The 15,748-nt window shown below is 44.8% G+C and carries 13 protein-coding genes and 1 riboswitch; of the genes, 8 read left to right on the forward strand and 5 right to left on the reverse strand.

Features of this window, described 5'->3' with window-relative positions; translation table 11 throughout:
* Positions 1-32: 32 nt before the first annotated feature.
* From ACZ07B_RS19495 to ACZ07B_RS19515, 5 genes are all read right to left on the reverse strand, one after another.
* The gene (locus ACZ07B_RS19495) at positions 33-848 is read right to left on the reverse strand and encodes an alpha/beta fold hydrolase (protein ID WP_029317396.1); all 816 of its coding nucleotides are present in this window, start codon (positions 846-848) and stop codon (positions 33-35) included.
* Between the two features lie 12 nt (positions 849-860).
* Complete coding sequence (locus tag ACZ07B_RS19500) at positions 861-1,850, reverse strand: DUF4003 domain-containing protein (RefSeq protein WP_216996351.1); 990 nt, start codon at positions 1,848-1,850, stop codon at positions 861-863.
* A gap of 98 nt (positions 1,851-1,948) precedes the next feature.
* Complete coding sequence (gene cotA, locus ACZ07B_RS19505) at positions 1,949-3,490, reverse strand: outer spore coat copper-dependent laccase CotA (protein WP_014479048.1); 1,542 nt, start codon at positions 3,488-3,490, stop codon at positions 1,949-1,951.
* Positions 3,491-3,641: 151 nt separating this feature from the next.
* On the reverse strand, positions 3,642-5,051 hold the full coding sequence (gabP, locus tag ACZ07B_RS19510; protein ID WP_041351472.1) for a GABA permease: 1,410 nt from the start codon (positions 5,049-5,051) through the stop codon (positions 3,642-3,644).
* A gap of 37 nt (positions 5,052-5,088) precedes the next feature.
* On the reverse strand, positions 5,089-5,376 hold the full coding sequence (locus tag ACZ07B_RS19515; RefSeq protein WP_464877568.1) for a hypothetical protein: 288 nt from the start codon (positions 5,374-5,376) through the stop codon (positions 5,089-5,091).
* Positions 5,377-5,449: 73 nt separating this feature from the next.
* On the opposite strand from ACZ07B_RS19515, the gene mneS reads away from it, so the two are divergent.
* From mneS to ACZ07B_RS19555, 8 genes are all read left to right on the forward strand, one after another.
* Positions 5,450-6,322: a manganese transporter MneS gene (gene mneS, locus ACZ07B_RS19520; RefSeq protein ID WP_015382984.1), complete on the forward strand. Its 873-nt coding sequence runs from the start codon at positions 5,450-5,452 to the stop codon at positions 6,320-6,322.
* Positions 6,323-6,473: 151 nt separating this feature from the next.
* Positions 6,474-7,436 carry an AAA family ATPase gene (locus tag ACZ07B_RS19525; protein ID WP_160831930.1) on the forward strand — a complete coding sequence of 321 codons (963 nt, stop codon included), beginning with the start codon at positions 6,474-6,476 and terminating at the stop codon, positions 7,434-7,436.
* Positions 7,436-8,632, forward strand: coding sequence for a DUF58 domain-containing protein (locus tag ACZ07B_RS19530; protein WP_024571785.1), 1,197 nt, complete (start codon positions 7,436-7,438; stop codon positions 8,630-8,632). The genes ACZ07B_RS19525 and ACZ07B_RS19530 overlap by 1 nt, the downstream gene beginning before the upstream one ends.
* Before the next feature lie 21 nt (positions 8,633-8,653).
* A complete protein-coding gene (locus tag ACZ07B_RS19535) occupies positions 8,654-10,861 on the forward strand; it encodes a DUF4129 domain-containing transglutaminase family protein (RefSeq protein ID WP_216996353.1) in 2,208 nt (735 codons plus the stop codon).
* Positions 10,862-11,023: 162 nt separating this feature from the next.
* Positions 11,024-12,565, forward strand: coding sequence for a glutamine-hydrolyzing GMP synthase (guaA, locus tag ACZ07B_RS19540; RefSeq protein ID WP_024571783.1), 1,542 nt, complete (start codon positions 11,024-11,026; stop codon positions 12,563-12,565).
* 143 nt (positions 12,566-12,708) lie between these two features.
* A riboswitch (purine riboswitch) is annotated at positions 12,709-12,810 on the forward strand.
* A 135-nt stretch (positions 12,811-12,945) separates the two neighbouring features.
* On the forward strand, positions 12,946-14,268 hold the full coding sequence (pbuG, locus tag ACZ07B_RS19545; protein ID WP_217003357.1) for a hypoxanthine/guanine permease PbuG: 1,323 nt from the start codon (positions 12,946-12,948) through the stop codon (positions 14,266-14,268).
* Between the two features lie 174 nt (positions 14,269-14,442).
* Positions 14,443-15,246, forward strand: a complete 804-nt coding sequence (locus ACZ07B_RS19550) for a hypothetical protein (RefSeq protein WP_014479057.1) — start codon at positions 14,443-14,445, stop codon at positions 15,244-15,246.
* 158 nt (positions 15,247-15,404) lie between these two features.
* On the forward strand, positions 15,405-15,572 hold the full coding sequence (locus tag ACZ07B_RS19555; protein WP_003244066.1) for a Fur-regulated basic protein FbpA: 168 nt from the start codon (positions 15,405-15,407) through the stop codon (positions 15,570-15,572).
* The last annotated feature ends 176 nt before the right edge of the window (positions 15,573-15,748 follow it).

Below are 15,748 nucleotides of genomic sequence, written 5' to 3' on the forward strand. Positions count from 1 at the left end.
TACTTTTCCCTAATCTCCTAATTCCTTTTTCTTTATGACTTTCCAATAACCCCATCTAAAAAGGAGAGGAGTGTGCTGTTAAAAGCATCTGGCTCTTCTAAAAACGGGCAATGGCTGCTTTTAGGAAAGGTAACGAGTGTCGCGTTTGGAATATTGCTGCGCAAGTGTTCCCCAGCTGCTGTAGAGAAAAATTTCTTGTCTTCCCCGAAGCACAGCAATGTCGGCACATTGATGTTTTGGAGGGTGCCCCGGTAATCAGCGGCCGTTTGGTTAAATAAAATCGTGCTAGAAATGGCAGCCGGCTGTTTGAGGATTTCTGCCAGCATCCATTCTGTTTCGGTCTCGGCAGGCGGTTCTGCGAACATATTCTGGATGAAGCTTTCGTAGAAAGGCAGCGGGTCAGTTTGAATGGCGTGCATCGCTGTTTTTAAGCCGTCAAAATCAAATGGACCATGTTCCCAGCCCTCCCATTGATAGTCCGAAGCGGATTGATCGATGATCACAGCGGCTTGAATGTTATCATTCCCAAACTGATTGAGATAATCCCATACGACAAAAGCACCCATTGACCAGCCGGCAAGAACGACATGATCAAGCTCCATTGCATTTAGAAATTCCCTTATGTCACGGGCATATTGGGAAATGGTGTGGCCGTGAAGCACTTTGTCAGATTCGCCGTGTCCTCTAAGATCAAGACGAATACATTGATAATTGGCAGAAAGCGCCGAAAATTGTTTGTGGAAAAATTGTCCGCTCATCAGCACCCCATGTATAAACAGGATCGGCGTCCCGCTCCCGTGAGTTTCATAGTAAAGGCGTGTCTGATCTTCTAATGTGATGTATGGCATGTTTCTCCTCCTTTAGTTTCCATCATGAGTATGGCTGGCTGCTGTTGAGCTGATGATGGCAGCTGTCGCGGCTGCCTGCTGCGCTTGAATGACTGTTTCGATAGCGGTGTATAGTCCTGATTCCATCAGCAGATTTTTCTCCATATGCTCACTGAGATAGAGGCTGACAGCAATTTTAAAATTCATTTCCTTTTGCCATTTAAAAGCTTTTTCCTGGTTTAATTCGTCAGTGATGCACAAAACCGTTTTGATATCTGGCTCTTCCAGAAATGTGAGGAGAGCAAGGTCTGGATAATGATAATCCTTTGGTTTTTTGACAGATTCAGTGATCGATTGATATATCTGTTTGCAAGCGGAAACAAGCATTTCGGGCTCTTTTTCACTTTGCAAGGCCAGAATATGGCTGACCTGATGTAAGTACTGTCCTTTTTTAAAGCCGTTGGCTGCCAGCAGCTGATAGCATGTTTCCGCCTTCTGTAGCGCCTGCAAACCTTTTTCGTTTTCTCCAAGCAGTATGGCAAGCGGAACATTCTGAGTTGAAGTGAGGAAATAATGATTTTTCTTCATCTGCTGATAAACAGCTAGCCCCAAGTTCATCTGTTCTTTTTGGTTTGTCGTTTCAGATTTGCCGGTGAGCAAGATCAGAGCGGAAAGGTATGTGAACATATCCCGCTTATATCCTAGCTTCACCATTTCATTGTATACATCGATGAAAGTATGAAATGTTTGTTTTGCCTTATGCTGAAAATGAATGTCCAGAATAGATGCAACAGTAAAGCGGTGGTGTGAATTGAGTGTTGAGAAGCTGCCGATGTTTGATTTGATATAGCTGCTCAAATCATAAAAGCGCTGAAAATCAAACTCTCTTTTATTCACAATATATGCAGAAGAAATGAGCATTAATATCTGATCGTGTGAAACTTTCCATTTTAATTTTGATTTTAATTCAGCATAAATGGAAATGTATTGCTTTATTTTTTCATGTAGGTCGTGTGTCAGCATAAAAAGCAGCTCCTTTTTGCTGTTTTTACGTATTACGATAAATAGGGCCAAAGGTTTCATAAAGAAAAAACTTGCCTGCTAGAGGCAAGTTTGTCGGGTTATTTATGGGGATCAGTTATATCCATCGGTCTCATCATGTCATAGTCTTCATGCTCTAGAATATGGCAATGCCATACGTATCGTCCGCTGTACGGACCGAATGTCGCCGCGATTCTCAGGACTTCACCTGCATGCGCTTGAATGGTGTCTTTCCAGCCCTTTTCACTTGGCGGCGGCGGGACAGCCGGACCGGTATAGGACAATTCCCCGCTCTCTTGATAACGGGCGATATCAAACGGCCGCCGGTCTAATACACGGAAGGAGACTAGATGCAGGTGGATCGGATGTGTTCCGCGTGTCGGGTTGATAATGGACCATATTTCAGTTGTGCCGACTTTTGGTGCTTCTGTGACGGGATCGTGCCAGCGTTTGTTATTAAGCAGAAGGACGGGTCTGCCGTATTCGTCCTGGGTGCCTGCCAGTTTTAGCGTTCTGATGTTTTGTATTCTTTCATGCTGTACTGAAGGGTATGAGGCGAGGTACTTCGGCTTTCTGCTTTCGTCTTTTTGTGCCAATGGTTTTGTGACTCTGAATTGCATGATATTCGCATCTGTTTCAGGATTGACGTCACCGCCGCAGCCCGCGCTGTTTGCCAAAATGATCGATTCTCCTTCATATGCTGTGAAGTCAATGATGATATCGTAACGTTCAGCAGGCGCAAGGCTGAAAGAATTCAGTTTAACAGATCGCGGCAGGAGACCTCCATCTGAACCAATCTGAATAAACTCTCCGCCATTATCGAGTGACAGGTTATAGGTTCTTGTATTGGAGGCGTTGATGACTCGGAATCGGTATTTCCTCGGCTCGACCTCCAAGTATGGCCATACCTTCCCGTTGACGAGTATGGTTTCTCCGCAAAAAGCCGGAACGATTGAAGGATTAGGCAGTGACGGAGAAGGGTTTTCCGGTGCGCTCGGATAAAACAAAGAACCATCCTCATTGATCGTGCGGTCTGTGATAAGAAGCGGCACATCGTATTCGTCTGAAGGCAGTTTTAAGCGTTTTTCCTTTGGGTCATGAATGATATAAGCACCGACAAGTCCAGCATAGACATTTAGCCTGGTGAGCGCCATGGCGTGATCGTGATACCACAATATAGCCCCGCGCTGCTGGTTGGGATAATGATAAACCTCTCTTTTGAAATAAGGTCCTGTTTGTTCAAAGTCTTTGGAAAACCAAGCCTCCGGATACCCGTCACTATCATCTGGCGTGACGCCGCCGTGTAAATGAACAACAGTCTTTACCTCGGGCTCTTCATGCTGGCTGTCACTGTGATGAATGGTGTGATCAATTGGAAGGAAATGCGTGGAAGGAAGGTTATTCATCCATTTTACATATACGTTTTCATTTCTTTTAACCTCAATGGTCGGCCCCGGAAATAAGCCGTTGTAGCCCCACAGGCGGGTTGGAGGGAGATCGCGATGGAGCTGATGAGTGCATTCCTCCATGGTGACTTCGTAGTATGTTTTTTCTTTTGATTGCTGTACTGGCTTTAGTGTATCTGGGATTGGGAGAGCATCCACAAATTTTTCAAGTGTCATTTTCATCTGTCCTTATCTAAATTTTCCAAATTGGTATTATAGTTAATGACAATAAGGACGTGATGGTTACAAAAAATCTTCGTGCTGCAGCCCGCCCGAAGAAGAAAATAACAAAATCCTAAACGACAGGCCGTTTAGGATTTGATCAGCATTAAGGCAGGATATCGGGCTGCTGCTGTGTAACTGGGTTGGCAGCCGCTTTCTCGCTCACCTTGCGTTTTCTGAACACAAGGTAAGAAATCAGAACGATTCCCGTGATGACGCCTGTCAGCAGCAGCTCGTCTCTCATGGAATCAATAAACGCCATGGACACTAAAATTCCGCAAATGGCGATGATGGTCAAGTAGGTTAGGAAAGGGAAGAGCCACATTTTGATCTTCAATGCTTCTGGGTTTGTTTTTTCGAGTTTTTTTCGCATTTTCAGCTGGGAAACAGCGATGACAAGATAGACGAGTAAAGCGATTGCGCCTGATGAGTTGACTAAGAATAAAAAGACGGTATCCGGTGAAAAATAGTTCATTACGACCGCGATATAAGAGAAAAATGTCCCGGCCACAATGGCTTGTACGGGAACGCCTTTTTTGCTCAATTTCATAAAACGGCGCGGCGCTTCGTTTCTTTCTGCAAGAGAATACAGCATTCTGGATGTGGTGTACAAACCTGAATTCAGGCAAGAGAGTACAGCTGTGAGGACGATAAAGTTCATAATCTGTGCGGCTGCCGGCACTCCTATATGCTCAAGTACAGCGACGAAAGGGCTTTCTAAAATATTTGCTGAATTCCATGGCAAAAGCGCCACGACAATGGCGATTGAGCCCACGTAAAAGACGATGATGCGCCATACAACGGATCTGGTTGCTTTTGTCACAGATTCGATCGGGTTCGATGTTTCCCCTGCTGCAATGGCAACGATTTCAGTTCCCATAAAAGAGAAGATGACAACGACAATGCCGAGCAATACGGAGCTGATGCCTTCCGGGAAAAATCCGCCTTTGCCTGTAAGATTCGATAAACCGACTGGCTCACTGCCCGGTGCAAAGCCAAAAATAAAGGCGAAACCAACGATTAGAAAAGCAATGATAGTCACAACTTTAATGAGGGAGAACCAATATTCAAACTCACCGAAAGACTTAACGGAGTAGACGTTTGTCAGGGTGAGCACAATGGTCAAGATCAAACTTGTCAGCCACAGCGGAATATCATGGAACCAGTATTGAATAATGCCAGCACCGGCAATGGCTTCGATCGCGATGACGATCACCCAGAAAAACCAGTACAGCCAGCCGATTGTAAATCCTGCCCACGGTCCGATGGCGTCGTGAGCGTATTGAGAAAACGATCCGCTCGTCGGGTTTACGGCAGACATCTCACCGAGCATTCTCATAATAAAAATCACCAATAATCCGGCTAACGCGTAAGAAACAACGGCACCCGGACCGGTCGAGTGAATCACTGAACCGCTGCCTACAAATAGGCCGGCTCCGATTACACCGGCAATCGAAATCATTGTCATATGGCGGGTCTTTAATTCCTTTTTTAATCCTGATTGAGACTGGTTCATAAGTTACCTCCTTTTAAAATGCAATCATTACTGAATATTATGATAATTGAAACTCTATCATAAATATACAGTTTGTCGAAAATTCGTGTAAGAAAATATAACGTTTTATTTCAAATTTGTAGTGTTTTGTTTGCGCTTTCATCGGATGCGTGGAAAAAATGTTTCGTTTTTTATTCGCTGTGTGATTTTGCGTACTATTTACAATTCGATAGAATACGAGAAGCACTGGTGTCATTGGGTTTGATGGGCTTTTTGGCGGAGCAAATAAATTGGATGAGAGAAAAAGTGTTCCATCATCACTATTTTTCTGTGGCAGGTGAATCATGTTTCTGTAGACCCACTGCGGTTCAGCTTTGTAAGATAATAATAGGAAAATGTGAGCGGGGAGGAGGTTTTGTATGGAGAGATATGATGAACTGAAAAAGGGAGAATCCGGGGCGCTGGTCAGCATTGCCGCGTATCTTGTTCTTTCCGCAATTAAACTGATCATCGGTTATCTTTTTCACTCGGAAGCACTTACGGCAGACGGGTTAAATAACACAACTGACATTATTGCTTCTGTTGCTGTGCTGATTGGCCTGCGCATCTCTCAAAAGCCTCCTGACGAAGATCATCCATACGGCCACTTTCGAGCAGAAACGATTGCATCGCTTATCGCATCGTTTATTATGATGGTTGTCGGACTGCAAGTGCTGTTCAGCGCCGGAGAATCTATTTTTTCTGCTAAACAAGAGACGCCGGATATGATTGCTGCTTGGACGGCAGCGGGCGGGGCAGTCCTGATGCTGATCGTTTATCGGTACAATAAAAGGCTGGCCAAAAAGGTGAAGAGCCAGGCGCTCCTTGCTGCGGCTGCTGATAATAAATCAGACGCATTCGTCAGTATCGGCACATTTATCGGCATTGTGGCTGCTCAATTCCATCTTGCTTGGATTGATACGGTCACTGCGTTTGTGATCGGTCTGCTTATTTGCAAGACCGCATGGGATATCTTTAAAGAGTCATCTCACTCTTTGACAGATGGATTCGACATAAAAGACATTTCCGCTTATAAACAGACAATCGAAAAAATCTCCGGTGTGAGCCGTTTAAAAGACATAAAAGCAAGATACTTGGGCAGTACGGTTCATGTTGATGTGGTGGTTGAGGTATCGGCAGATTTAAATATTACGGAAAGCCACGATATAGCCAATGAAATTGAGCGGAGAATGAAGGAGGAGCATGCGATTGATTATTCGCATGTTCATATGGAGCCTTTAGAACACAAATAATTGAGCTTCCTGCCACAGGAAGCTTTTTTTGTGTGTTTTGGCCAGCTTTATTGGAAACAATTTGCTAGAATCGTTTTTTTATACAGATTGCTTTTTGTGGTAAAGTTAGGTTACATTATGATGAATTTTGTAGATGACTAGGAGGAAAAGAATGGCATATCAAGAAGACCTGCATCCTTTGCTGGGGAAAGCAGTTGAACATATTAATAGAGTAATGGTTGGAAAACGAGACATCGCCATACTCAGCTTAGCAGCCCTTCTTGCCAAAGGGCATGTGCTGCTTGAGGATGTACCCGGAGTCGGAAAAACGATGATGGTCCGCGCGCTGGCAAAGTCAATCGGCGCCGATTTCAAAAGAATCCAATTCACTCCGGATTTGCTGCCATCTGATGTAACAGGGGTATCTATCTATAATGCGAAAACGATGGAGTTTGAATATCGTCCCGGCCCGATTATGGGAAATATCGTGCTGGCCGATGAAATCAACCGTACCTCTCCGAAGACACAGTCGGCTTTGCTCGAAGCGATGGAAGAGGGAAGCGTCACGGTAGATGGCCATACGATGCAGCTTGCCGCTCCTTTTTTTGTGATGGCAACGCAAAACCCGGTCGAATATGAAGGAACCTATCCTTTGCCGGAAGCCCAGCTTGACCGTTTTTTATTCAAACTTCGGATGGGTTATCCGTCCTTTAATGAAGAGCTTGACGTCTTATCTCTTCAGGAAAAAAGCCATCCGATTGAGACGCTTGAGCCGGTTATTGCAAAAGAAGACTTCATCCGTTTACAGAGGGAAGTGCAGAATGTCCGTGCTGATGACAGCATTAAGGAATATATCGTTGAAATCGTGCAGAAAACGAGACAGCATCCTTCTGTTCAATTAGGCGTCAGTCCGCGCGGCTCAATCGCCCTCATGAAAGCGGCACAGGCATACGCGCTGCTGCATTATCGCGACTATGTCATCCCGGATGATATTCAATATTTAGCTCCTTTCACGCTGCCGCACCGGATGATGCTTCATCCTGAGGCGAAATTTGAAGGGATTCAGGCAGAAGCGATTGTAAGGGAGATCATGTCAGCTGTGAAGGTGCCGGTTCAAAGGTCGTCGGTCCGCTAATGAATAAGAAATGGCAATGGCTCGTTTATGGTTGGAAGCTGATTATATTAACTTTATTGACGGCTGCTGTTTTTTCTTATGCGATGTTTCAGGGCGGCTTTGTCAGCTGGTTTTTGTTTTACGCGTTTCTCCCTTTTGTCTTGTATGCCGGGCTGCTGGCCTTGTATCCGCTCCGTTCTTTTCAGGCTACACGGCAAATGGATAAAACACAATTGCATGCGGGGGACAGGCTGGGCGTAACGGTTACGCTGAGAAGGAAGCTGCCATTTCCCCTGATGTATATGGTGATTGAAGATTGCCTGCCAGAAGGTATTGAGTCCTTCAACCGAGACGAAACCGCGGCCAAACGGCTCGTTTTTCCTTGGTTTAAGCGGAGCATGACGATGTCGTATGAATTAGCTCGGGTACCGCGCGGAGAGCATCACTTTCATTCTGTCAGGGTGCGAACCGGGGATGTTCTTGGCTTGATTGAAAAAACAGCATTTTTTGAGCTGGATGATACCCTGTTTGTTTATCCATCCTTTCAGCGTTTTTCCTATCAGGTGAATGAGAGGCATCAGGAAGACGGTGTAAGCGGTTCTTCTCCTATTCATCAGCACCATTCCTCAGTCGCAGCAAGTGTGCGGAATTATCAGCCGGGAGACCGGTTTGCTGCGTTAGATTGGAAGACCTCTGCACGGCGGAGCCAGCTGATGACGAAGGAATTTGAGCCTTCTCGCAGCAAAAATCTGTTTCTGCTGATGGACCGTTTTTCCTCAGACGCATTCGAAGAGGTCGTTTCAGTGACAGCTTCGATTCTTCATTCTGTTTTAAAAAACGGCGCGGGTGCTGGTCTGGCTTCCATCGGGAAGGAAAAAAACATTTTCCCTATTCAGGAAGGGGATCAGCATTTTAAGCACATGCTTCGGCATTTAGCCATCGCTCATTGTGATGCGGCAGACCCGATAAGCCGATATGCACGGGAAGAGCTGGGAAAGCCATCTGTTCGCCAAGCTGATCAAGTTGTTGTCACGGGACAGTTAACGGAAGATATGCTGCACCTCGCAGAAATAGGAGGCGGCCGGGTTACGGTGATACTGGCAAAAGAGAAAGATGCTGAGCTCTCTCAAGCTGAAAATGTCATGATTGAACGCATGATGAAACGCCAAATCAGAGTTCGGGTCATGAGGGGCGGGCGAGTTTCGCGTGTTGTTTAGAAAGAGAGGTGACTAGCTCACATGCCGCACGATGATCACAAGGGAAGCCGTTTGAGCTTGCTGTTATTTTATTTTCTGGCTTTTTTATTGCTGTGGGAGTGGCTCAGGCCGCTTGACAGTTTTACTGAAACGAAACATACAGGCTTTTTTAGTGTCTTTATCGGTTTGACGTTTCTGCTGACTTTTTTCAGGATGAGGTGGTTTGTCACCGTTCCTTTTTGTGTCATATTTACATTGATCTCGATACACATCCTGTTTTATCAAGGATCTATATTCGACTTGAGCTGGGTCAGCTCTTTTTTGCAGGATGTCTATCTGAATATCACGCTGATTCAATCTGGGCAATGGAATGACATGATTCCTTCATTTCGGACCCTGCTGTTTTTTGTGCTGCTGTGGCTGCTGGTCTATCTCCTGCATTATTGGGTGATTTACCAGAGAAGAATTTTGTTTTTCTTTATGATGACAGTAGCGTATATTACGATTCTTGATACCTTTACGCCATATGATGCTACTTTTGCCGTCATCCGTATCGTGCTGATCGGCTTCTTTATGCTGGGCCTTTTATACTTGGAGCGCATTAAGCTGATGGAAAGAATCACACTGCCAAAAACATCTGTCCTGAAATGGTTTCTTCCTTTATCTGTATTGGTTTTGGCTGCAACGGGATTCGGACTCGCCGCTCCAAAATCAGAGCCGGCTTGGCCTGATCCGGTGCCTTTTCTTAAAAAAATCACTCATCAAGACCGCGTGTCTGCAGGGGAAAGCAAAATCGGATACGGGAATCATGATGAATCACTCGGCGGCCCGTTCCAGCAGGATGCTACACCTGTTTTTACATGGCAGGGAAAAGAGCGTACGTATTTCCGTGTGGAAACGAAGGATACGTATACCGGGAAAGGCTGGATTGAAACAGACACAGGCATGTCGTATCAGCTTAGCAATGGAAAAGTTGAAAATCTGTGGTTTGACCATAAGGTTGCGACAGAGCGCCGCACCGTCCGTGTAAAAGTTGATAAGCACTACGGGTATAACCATCTGATGTATCCGATTGGTGCGGAAACCATTCAGCCAAAGCAGGCTGTCTCACTTGAAATGAACGGCAACACGGAGCAAATTTCTCCGATCAGTGAACAAGCCGGTGAAATCAGAAATATGGGGAATTATACTGTAACGTACAATTCCCCGGTCTATAAGCTGGATGAACTGAGAAAGGTAAAAGTGAGAAAAAACAGTGAGGAGTACACATTCAGCGATCGCTACATGCAGCTTCCAGATTCACTGCCAGAGCGGGTGAGAACCCTTGCGATCAAACTGACTCAGGATCACGACAATATGTTTGATAAGGTGAAAGCGGTTGAGGACTATTTAGGGTCAAATGCGTTCACATATGAAACAGAAAACGTGACCATTCCTAAGAATGATGAAGATTATGTCGATCAATTTCTCTTTGAAACGAAAATGGGTTATTGTGATAACTTTTCTTCCGCCATGGTGGTGCTCTTGCGCTCGGCCGGGATTCCGGCCCGCTGGGTAAAGGGTTATACGTCCGGCGAATACAAAGAAGCAGGAAACAAAAATGGCAACATCTACGAAGTGACAAATAACAATGCCCATTCCTGGGTAGAGGTGTATTTCCCGGAACAGGGCTGGGTTACATTTGAGCCGACTAAAGGGTTTACAAATCCGGCTGAATTTACTTCTTCTGACACAAAGGACTCCGGCAGCGATAACAGCAGCTCGCCGAAGAAAGCAAAACAGAAAGAAGAGAAAAAACAGCCGCAAAAAGAGGAAAAACAAAAGGAAAAGCGGGAGCCAGCTGTTTCTAAAAAGCCGTCCGCTTCACATACCAATGCCGGTGCGGGCTTGTATGCAGCGCTTGCGATTCTTGCAGTCCTCCTGGTGGCAGCTGTATTGCTGTATGTTTTCCGCTCGTTATGGATTCCTGTTTTCGCCGTGAGGAAACTGAAGCGGCGCAGCGATCAGCACGCGTTTTTTGAGGCATATGGCGCGCTGCTGAAACAACTGAAGAGAAAAGGACTGCCGAAACGAGACAGTGAAACGCTGCGTGATTATGCAAAACGAATCGATGAAAAATACGACATAGAAGACATGTCAAAGCTGACATTAAGCTATGAAAGGGCGCTTTACAGAAATGAAGATTCTTCGGCGCTATGGAATGATTCGAGAGAGTTATGGGAAAATTTAATTAAAAGAAGATGGTCTTGACCACTTATCGACGTGTTGTTAGAATTAGTGAATATTATCGGAGTCTGGGAGCGAGTTGGCCTGACTCCGGCAAACGGCCTTGCCAAAGAGGGCGGAGCGAGCTTCATATCTGTCCTCGTTTTTTTCTGTGTCAAAAAACTTAGAGGAGATTAGGTGACAACCATGACAAAGTTAGTGAATGAAATGATTCTTGTCCTTGATTTCGGCAGTCAGTATAACCAGCTGATTACACGCCGTATCCGTGAATTCGGTGTATACAGCGAGCTGCATCCACATACATTGACGGCTGAAGAAATTAAAAAAATGAATCCAAAAGGAATTATTTTATCCGGCGGTCCAAACAGTGTGTATGATGAAAATTCTTTCCGCTGTGACGAGAAAATCTTCGAGCTTGATATTCCTGTTTTGGGAATTTGCTACGGCATGCAGCTGATGACTCATTACCTTGGCGGTAAAGTTGAAGCGGCAAGCCAGCGTGAATACGGAAAAGCAAACATCCACATCGAAGGCACACCTGATTTGTTCAGAGATCTTCCGAATGAACAAGTGGTTTGGATGAGCCACGGCGATTTGGTTGTAGAAGTTCCTGAAGGCTTCACTGTTGACGCGACAAGCCATCACTGCCCGAACTCAGCAATGAGCAAAGCAGACAAAAAATGGTACGGCGTTCAGTTCCACCCGGAAGTGCGCCACTCCGAATACGGCAATGATCTTCTGAAAAACTTTGTATTCGGTGTTTGCGAATGCGAAGGCGAATGGTCAATGGAGAACTTTATCGAAATCGAAATGCAAAAAATCCGTGAAACGGTCGGAGACAAACAGGTTCTTTGCGCGCTAAGCGGCGGCGTTGATTCCTCTGTTGTTGCTGTTTTGATTCATAAAGCGATCGGCGACCAGCTGACTTGTATCTTTGTAGACCATGGTCTTCTCCGTAAAGGCGAAGCTGAGGGTGTTATGAAAACATTCAGCGAAGGCTTTAACATGAACGTGATTAAAGTAGACGCACAAGATCGATTCTTAGATAAACTAAAAGGCGTTTCTGATCCTGAGCAAAAACGCAAAATCATCGGTAATGAATTCATTTACGTGTTTGATGATGAAGCGGACAAGCTCAAAGGCATCGACTACCTTGCACAAGGTACGCTTTACACAGATATCATCGAGAGCGGTACAGCAACGGCACAAACGATCAAATCTCACCACAATGTCGGCGGACTTCCTGAAGACATGCAGTTTGAGCTGATCGAGCCGTTAAACACGCTTTTCAAAGACGAAGTGCGCGCGCTTGGCACAGAGCTCGGCATTCCGGATGAAATCGTATGGCGTCAGCCGTTCCCAGGACCGGGACTCGGAATCCGTGTTCTTGGCGAAGTAACAGAAGAAAAACTTGAAATCGTTCGTGAATCAGATGCAATCTTGCGTGAAGAAATTGCAAATCACGGCTTAGAGCGTGATATCTGGCAATACTTCACTGTTCTTCCTGACATCCGCAGCGTTGGTGTTATGGGTGACGCAAGAACATATGATTACACAATCGGAATCCGTGCCGTTACATCAATCGACGGCATGACATCTGACTGGGCGCGTATCCCGTGGGATGTGCTTGAAGTCATTTCGACACGTATCGTAAACGAAGTGAAGCACATTAACCGCGTGGTGTACGATATTACAAGTAAGCCGCCTGCGACGATTGAGTGGGAATAAGAATCAATTAATGGAAACCATCTTTTTGGCAATTTTGCCGGGAAGATGGTTTTATTTGTTTATTACGAACAAAATCCGATTTTGTGTGACTATTGTTCGCTTTTTGTATTGTTTTTTCAAAATGAAGTTGGTACAATAGACACAGAAATCAAATAAGATGAATTCGTATAATCGCGGGAATATGGCTCGCAAGTCTCTACCAAGCTACCGTAAATGGCTTGACTACGTAAACATTTCTTTCGTTTGATATAAATAAAACACGTTTATTTATTCGAACTGAAATCCGTCTGTAGTCAAGCGTCCCAAAATGTATTGGGGCGTTTTTTATTTGGCGTTTTCAGGACAGAATAAATAGCAAAGAGTGAAGGGAGTCAAATAGCTTGAAATCGTTTTTTCAGTTTGATGAGCTGGGCACCAGCTATCGCAATGAAATCATTGGCGGATTAACGACTTTTTTATCTATGGCATATATTTTGTTCGTCAATCCGATTACGCTTGCTTTGGACAGCGTGAAAGATTTTCCGGAGGCGCTGAGAATTGACCAGGGTGCAGTCTTTACGGCGACAGCGCTGGCGTCTGCAGCAGGCTGTATCTTAATGGGATTAATAGCGAGATATCCGATTGCCATTGCGCCGGGTATGGGGCTGAACGCGTTTTTTGCGTTTTCTGTTGTCCTTGGTATGGGTATTTCATGGCAGGCAGCTTTGTCCGGTGTTTTTATTTCAGGTCTTATTTTCGTTGCTCTTTCTTTAACAGGTTTTCGTGAAAAAATCATCAACGCCATTCCGCCTGAGCTGAAATTGGCAGTCGGTGCGGGGATCGGCCTGTTTATTACATTCGTTGGCTTACAAGGCTCAGGAATCATTACTGCAAATCCTTCTACGCTCGTCACGATCGGAAACATTCACAGCGGTCCTGTGCTGTTAACGATTTTCGGTGTGATTGTCACGGTTATTTTAATGGTGCTTCGCGTGAACGCAGGCGTGTTTATCGGGATGCTATTAACAGCGGTAGCCGGCATGATTTTCGGTTTGGTTCCGGTTCCGACTCAAATTATAGGCAGTGTGCCAAGCCTTGCGCCGACTTTCGGACAAGCGTGGATTCACCTCCCGGATATTTTCTCTGTACAAATGCTGATCGTTATTTTAACATTCTTGTTTGTCGGATTTTTTGATACAGCTGGTACACTTGTTGCTGTGGCAACACAAGCTGGTTTAATGAAGGAAAACAAATTGCCGCGTGCGGGCCGTGCGCTTTTAGCTGATTCATCTTCTATTGTGATCGGTGCCGTGCTTGGTACGTCTACAACAACTTCTTACGTGGAATCAAGCTCAGGTGTCGCTGCGGGTGCCCGTTCAGGATTTGCCGCAATTGTAACAGGGATTCTCTTTTTACTGGCTACGTTTTTCTCTCCGCTCCTATCAGTCGTTACGTCAAATGTAACAGCGCCGGCGCTTATTATCGTTGGTGCATTGATGGTGGCGCCGCTTGGCAAAATCGCTTGGGATAAGTTCGAAGTGGCTGTTCCTGCTTTCCTTACCATGATCATGATGCCGTTAACGTACAGCATCGCGACTGGTATTGCCATCGGATTTATTTTCTATCCGATTACAATGGTGTGCAAAGGAAAAGCAAAAGAGGTTCACCCAATCATGTACGGGCTGTTTGTCGTATTTATCCTGTACTTTATCTTCTTAAAATAAGAATTGAAAAAGATAAAACCATTTCATACGATATACCGTCATGTAGATGTGCCGCCATGCTTTACTTAAATGGAAATGACTTGACTGTTCAGGAAGGCTTCGGTACCTTATATAAGTGTTTTATTTTCTTGCTGAATGGTATTCCGCCGTATTTTTTTGATAGGAGTTGCTGACATGACGGAAGAAAGAAAAGAAACGTTTGAAGAAGAAATTAACCAGAGTGAAAGAATAGATGCAGATGAAGAACCGCTATCGAGAATGTCCAGAAAGGCGAGCCGGCAAAGCAAGCAGAAGCAAAAACAAAAGCAGAAACCGCGCCAGGAACGCGGTGAATCAACTGTTAAAGACAAGCTTGCGTCTGTTTGGGCAGCCATCAACAGATATTGCGGTTTTGCGTTCTCGATTTTAAAATCACCGGCGAAAACTGTCGTAACGGATGGTTTTTCTCATTATAAGTACGGTCTGATTTCAATGCTTATATTCAGTATCATTTTTTCAATTGGGAATTGGTTTCAGTTAAAGGCAAGCTGGAATCGGCCGCTCGGTTTCGGAGAACGCCATCATGCTTTCTATGACGGGTTTTTAGTTGTTCTTGTGTATTTGCTGATCTTTTTCGCGGTAATGGTCTTTGCTATATGGGCTGTCTCCCGCTATATGATGAAGCAGAAGGTGACGTTCAGAGAAGCGGCTGCCGTATTGGGTTCATTGCTTGTACCCGTAATTGCTGTTTCAATCCTTTGGCTGATCTTTGCGATCGTAAATATCCCAATGCTGACAGTACTGTTTACGGTGCTGATCTTGTTTTCCATCTTTTTTATCATCGCGCTGTATGTACAGCGTGTGTACCAGGCGGCACAAGATGCACCAATTGATTATATCTATTGTGTATTTGCAGTGGTTGCGATAGCGCTGCTGTTTACGGCAGTGACTTGGCCGTTTATTTCTGAATATTTTACGGCGTCGCTGATTCCGCTTTAATGAAAAAACCGGCTAATCCTAGCCGGTTTTTTTATGTCACACTTTTTACAAATATATCTAAAAAACATAGTTGATTTGTAGGATTAACCCGTGTATGATGGGGAAAATGCTGAAAACGTCCAGCGCAAAAACCTTTATGTTTAAGGAGGATGATGGACATGGCTGATGTGCTTCGCCGAGCAATTAATCAAAAGAAGCAATTTTTAAAAACCAAATTACTGCTCTCGGAATTTTATCAAGGAAGAGGGGAACAGCTTGCTGACTACACGCTGAGTGAGCTTGAGAAAGAATACAAGTCCCTTCAGAAAATGAAAAAAGAGATCTGACAATAGATATAAAGAGGTGAGTCTGCTGAAAAGCGGGCTTTTTTGTTTTGATTTTGAAAAGGCGAGAAAGAGGGTAAACTACTACTGTTCAACGCATAAAAGCATGTCGAAATATTTTGCTTAAGCTTACGGGCGAAGCTGATTGTAAACGGCTCATTTCTCTAGTAGAATATGAA

It is taken from the genome of Bacillus sp. 9.4, from assembly GCF_055486415.1.

Excerpts from the sequence above, each read along its gene's own strand:
- ACZ07B_RS19495 (WP_029317396.1), bottom strand. The coding sequence starts at position 848 with ATGCCATACATCACATTAGAAGATCAGACACGCCTTTACTATGAAACT.
- ACZ07B_RS19500 (WP_216996351.1), bottom strand. The coding sequence starts at position 1,850 with ATGCTGACACACGACCTACATGAAAAAATAAAGCAATACATTTCCATT.
- cotA (WP_014479048.1), bottom strand. The coding sequence starts at position 3,490 with ATGACACTTGAAAAATTTGTGGATGCTCTCCCAATCCCAGATACACTA.
- gabP (WP_041351472.1), bottom strand. The coding sequence starts at position 5,051 with ATGAACCAGTCTCAATCAGGATTAAAAAAGGAATTAAAGACCCGCCAT.
- ACZ07B_RS19515 (WP_464877568.1), bottom strand. The coding sequence starts at position 5,376 with ATGATTCACCTGCCACAGAAAAATAGTGATGATGGAACACTTTTTCTC.
- mneS (WP_015382984.1), top strand. The coding sequence starts at position 5,450 with ATGGAGAGATATGATGAACTGAAAAAGGGAGAATCCGGGGCGCTGGTC.
- ACZ07B_RS19525 (WP_160831930.1), top strand. The coding sequence starts at position 6,474 with ATGGCATATCAAGAAGACCTGCATCCTTTGCTGGGGAAAGCAGTTGAA.
- ACZ07B_RS19530 (WP_024571785.1), top strand. The coding sequence starts at position 7,436 with ATGAATAAGAAATGGCAATGGCTCGTTTATGGTTGGAAGCTGATTATA.
- ACZ07B_RS19535 (WP_216996353.1), top strand. The coding sequence starts at position 8,654 with ATGCCGCACGATGATCACAAGGGAAGCCGTTTGAGCTTGCTGTTATTT.
- guaA (WP_024571783.1), top strand. The coding sequence starts at position 11,024 with ATGACAAAGTTAGTGAATGAAATGATTCTTGTCCTTGATTTCGGCAGT.
- ACZ07B_RS19550 (WP_014479057.1), top strand. The coding sequence starts at position 14,443 with ATGACGGAAGAAAGAAAAGAAACGTTTGAAGAAGAAATTAACCAGAGT.
- ACZ07B_RS19555 (WP_003244066.1), top strand. The coding sequence starts at position 15,405 with ATGGCTGATGTGCTTCGCCGAGCAATTAATCAAAAGAAGCAATTTTTA.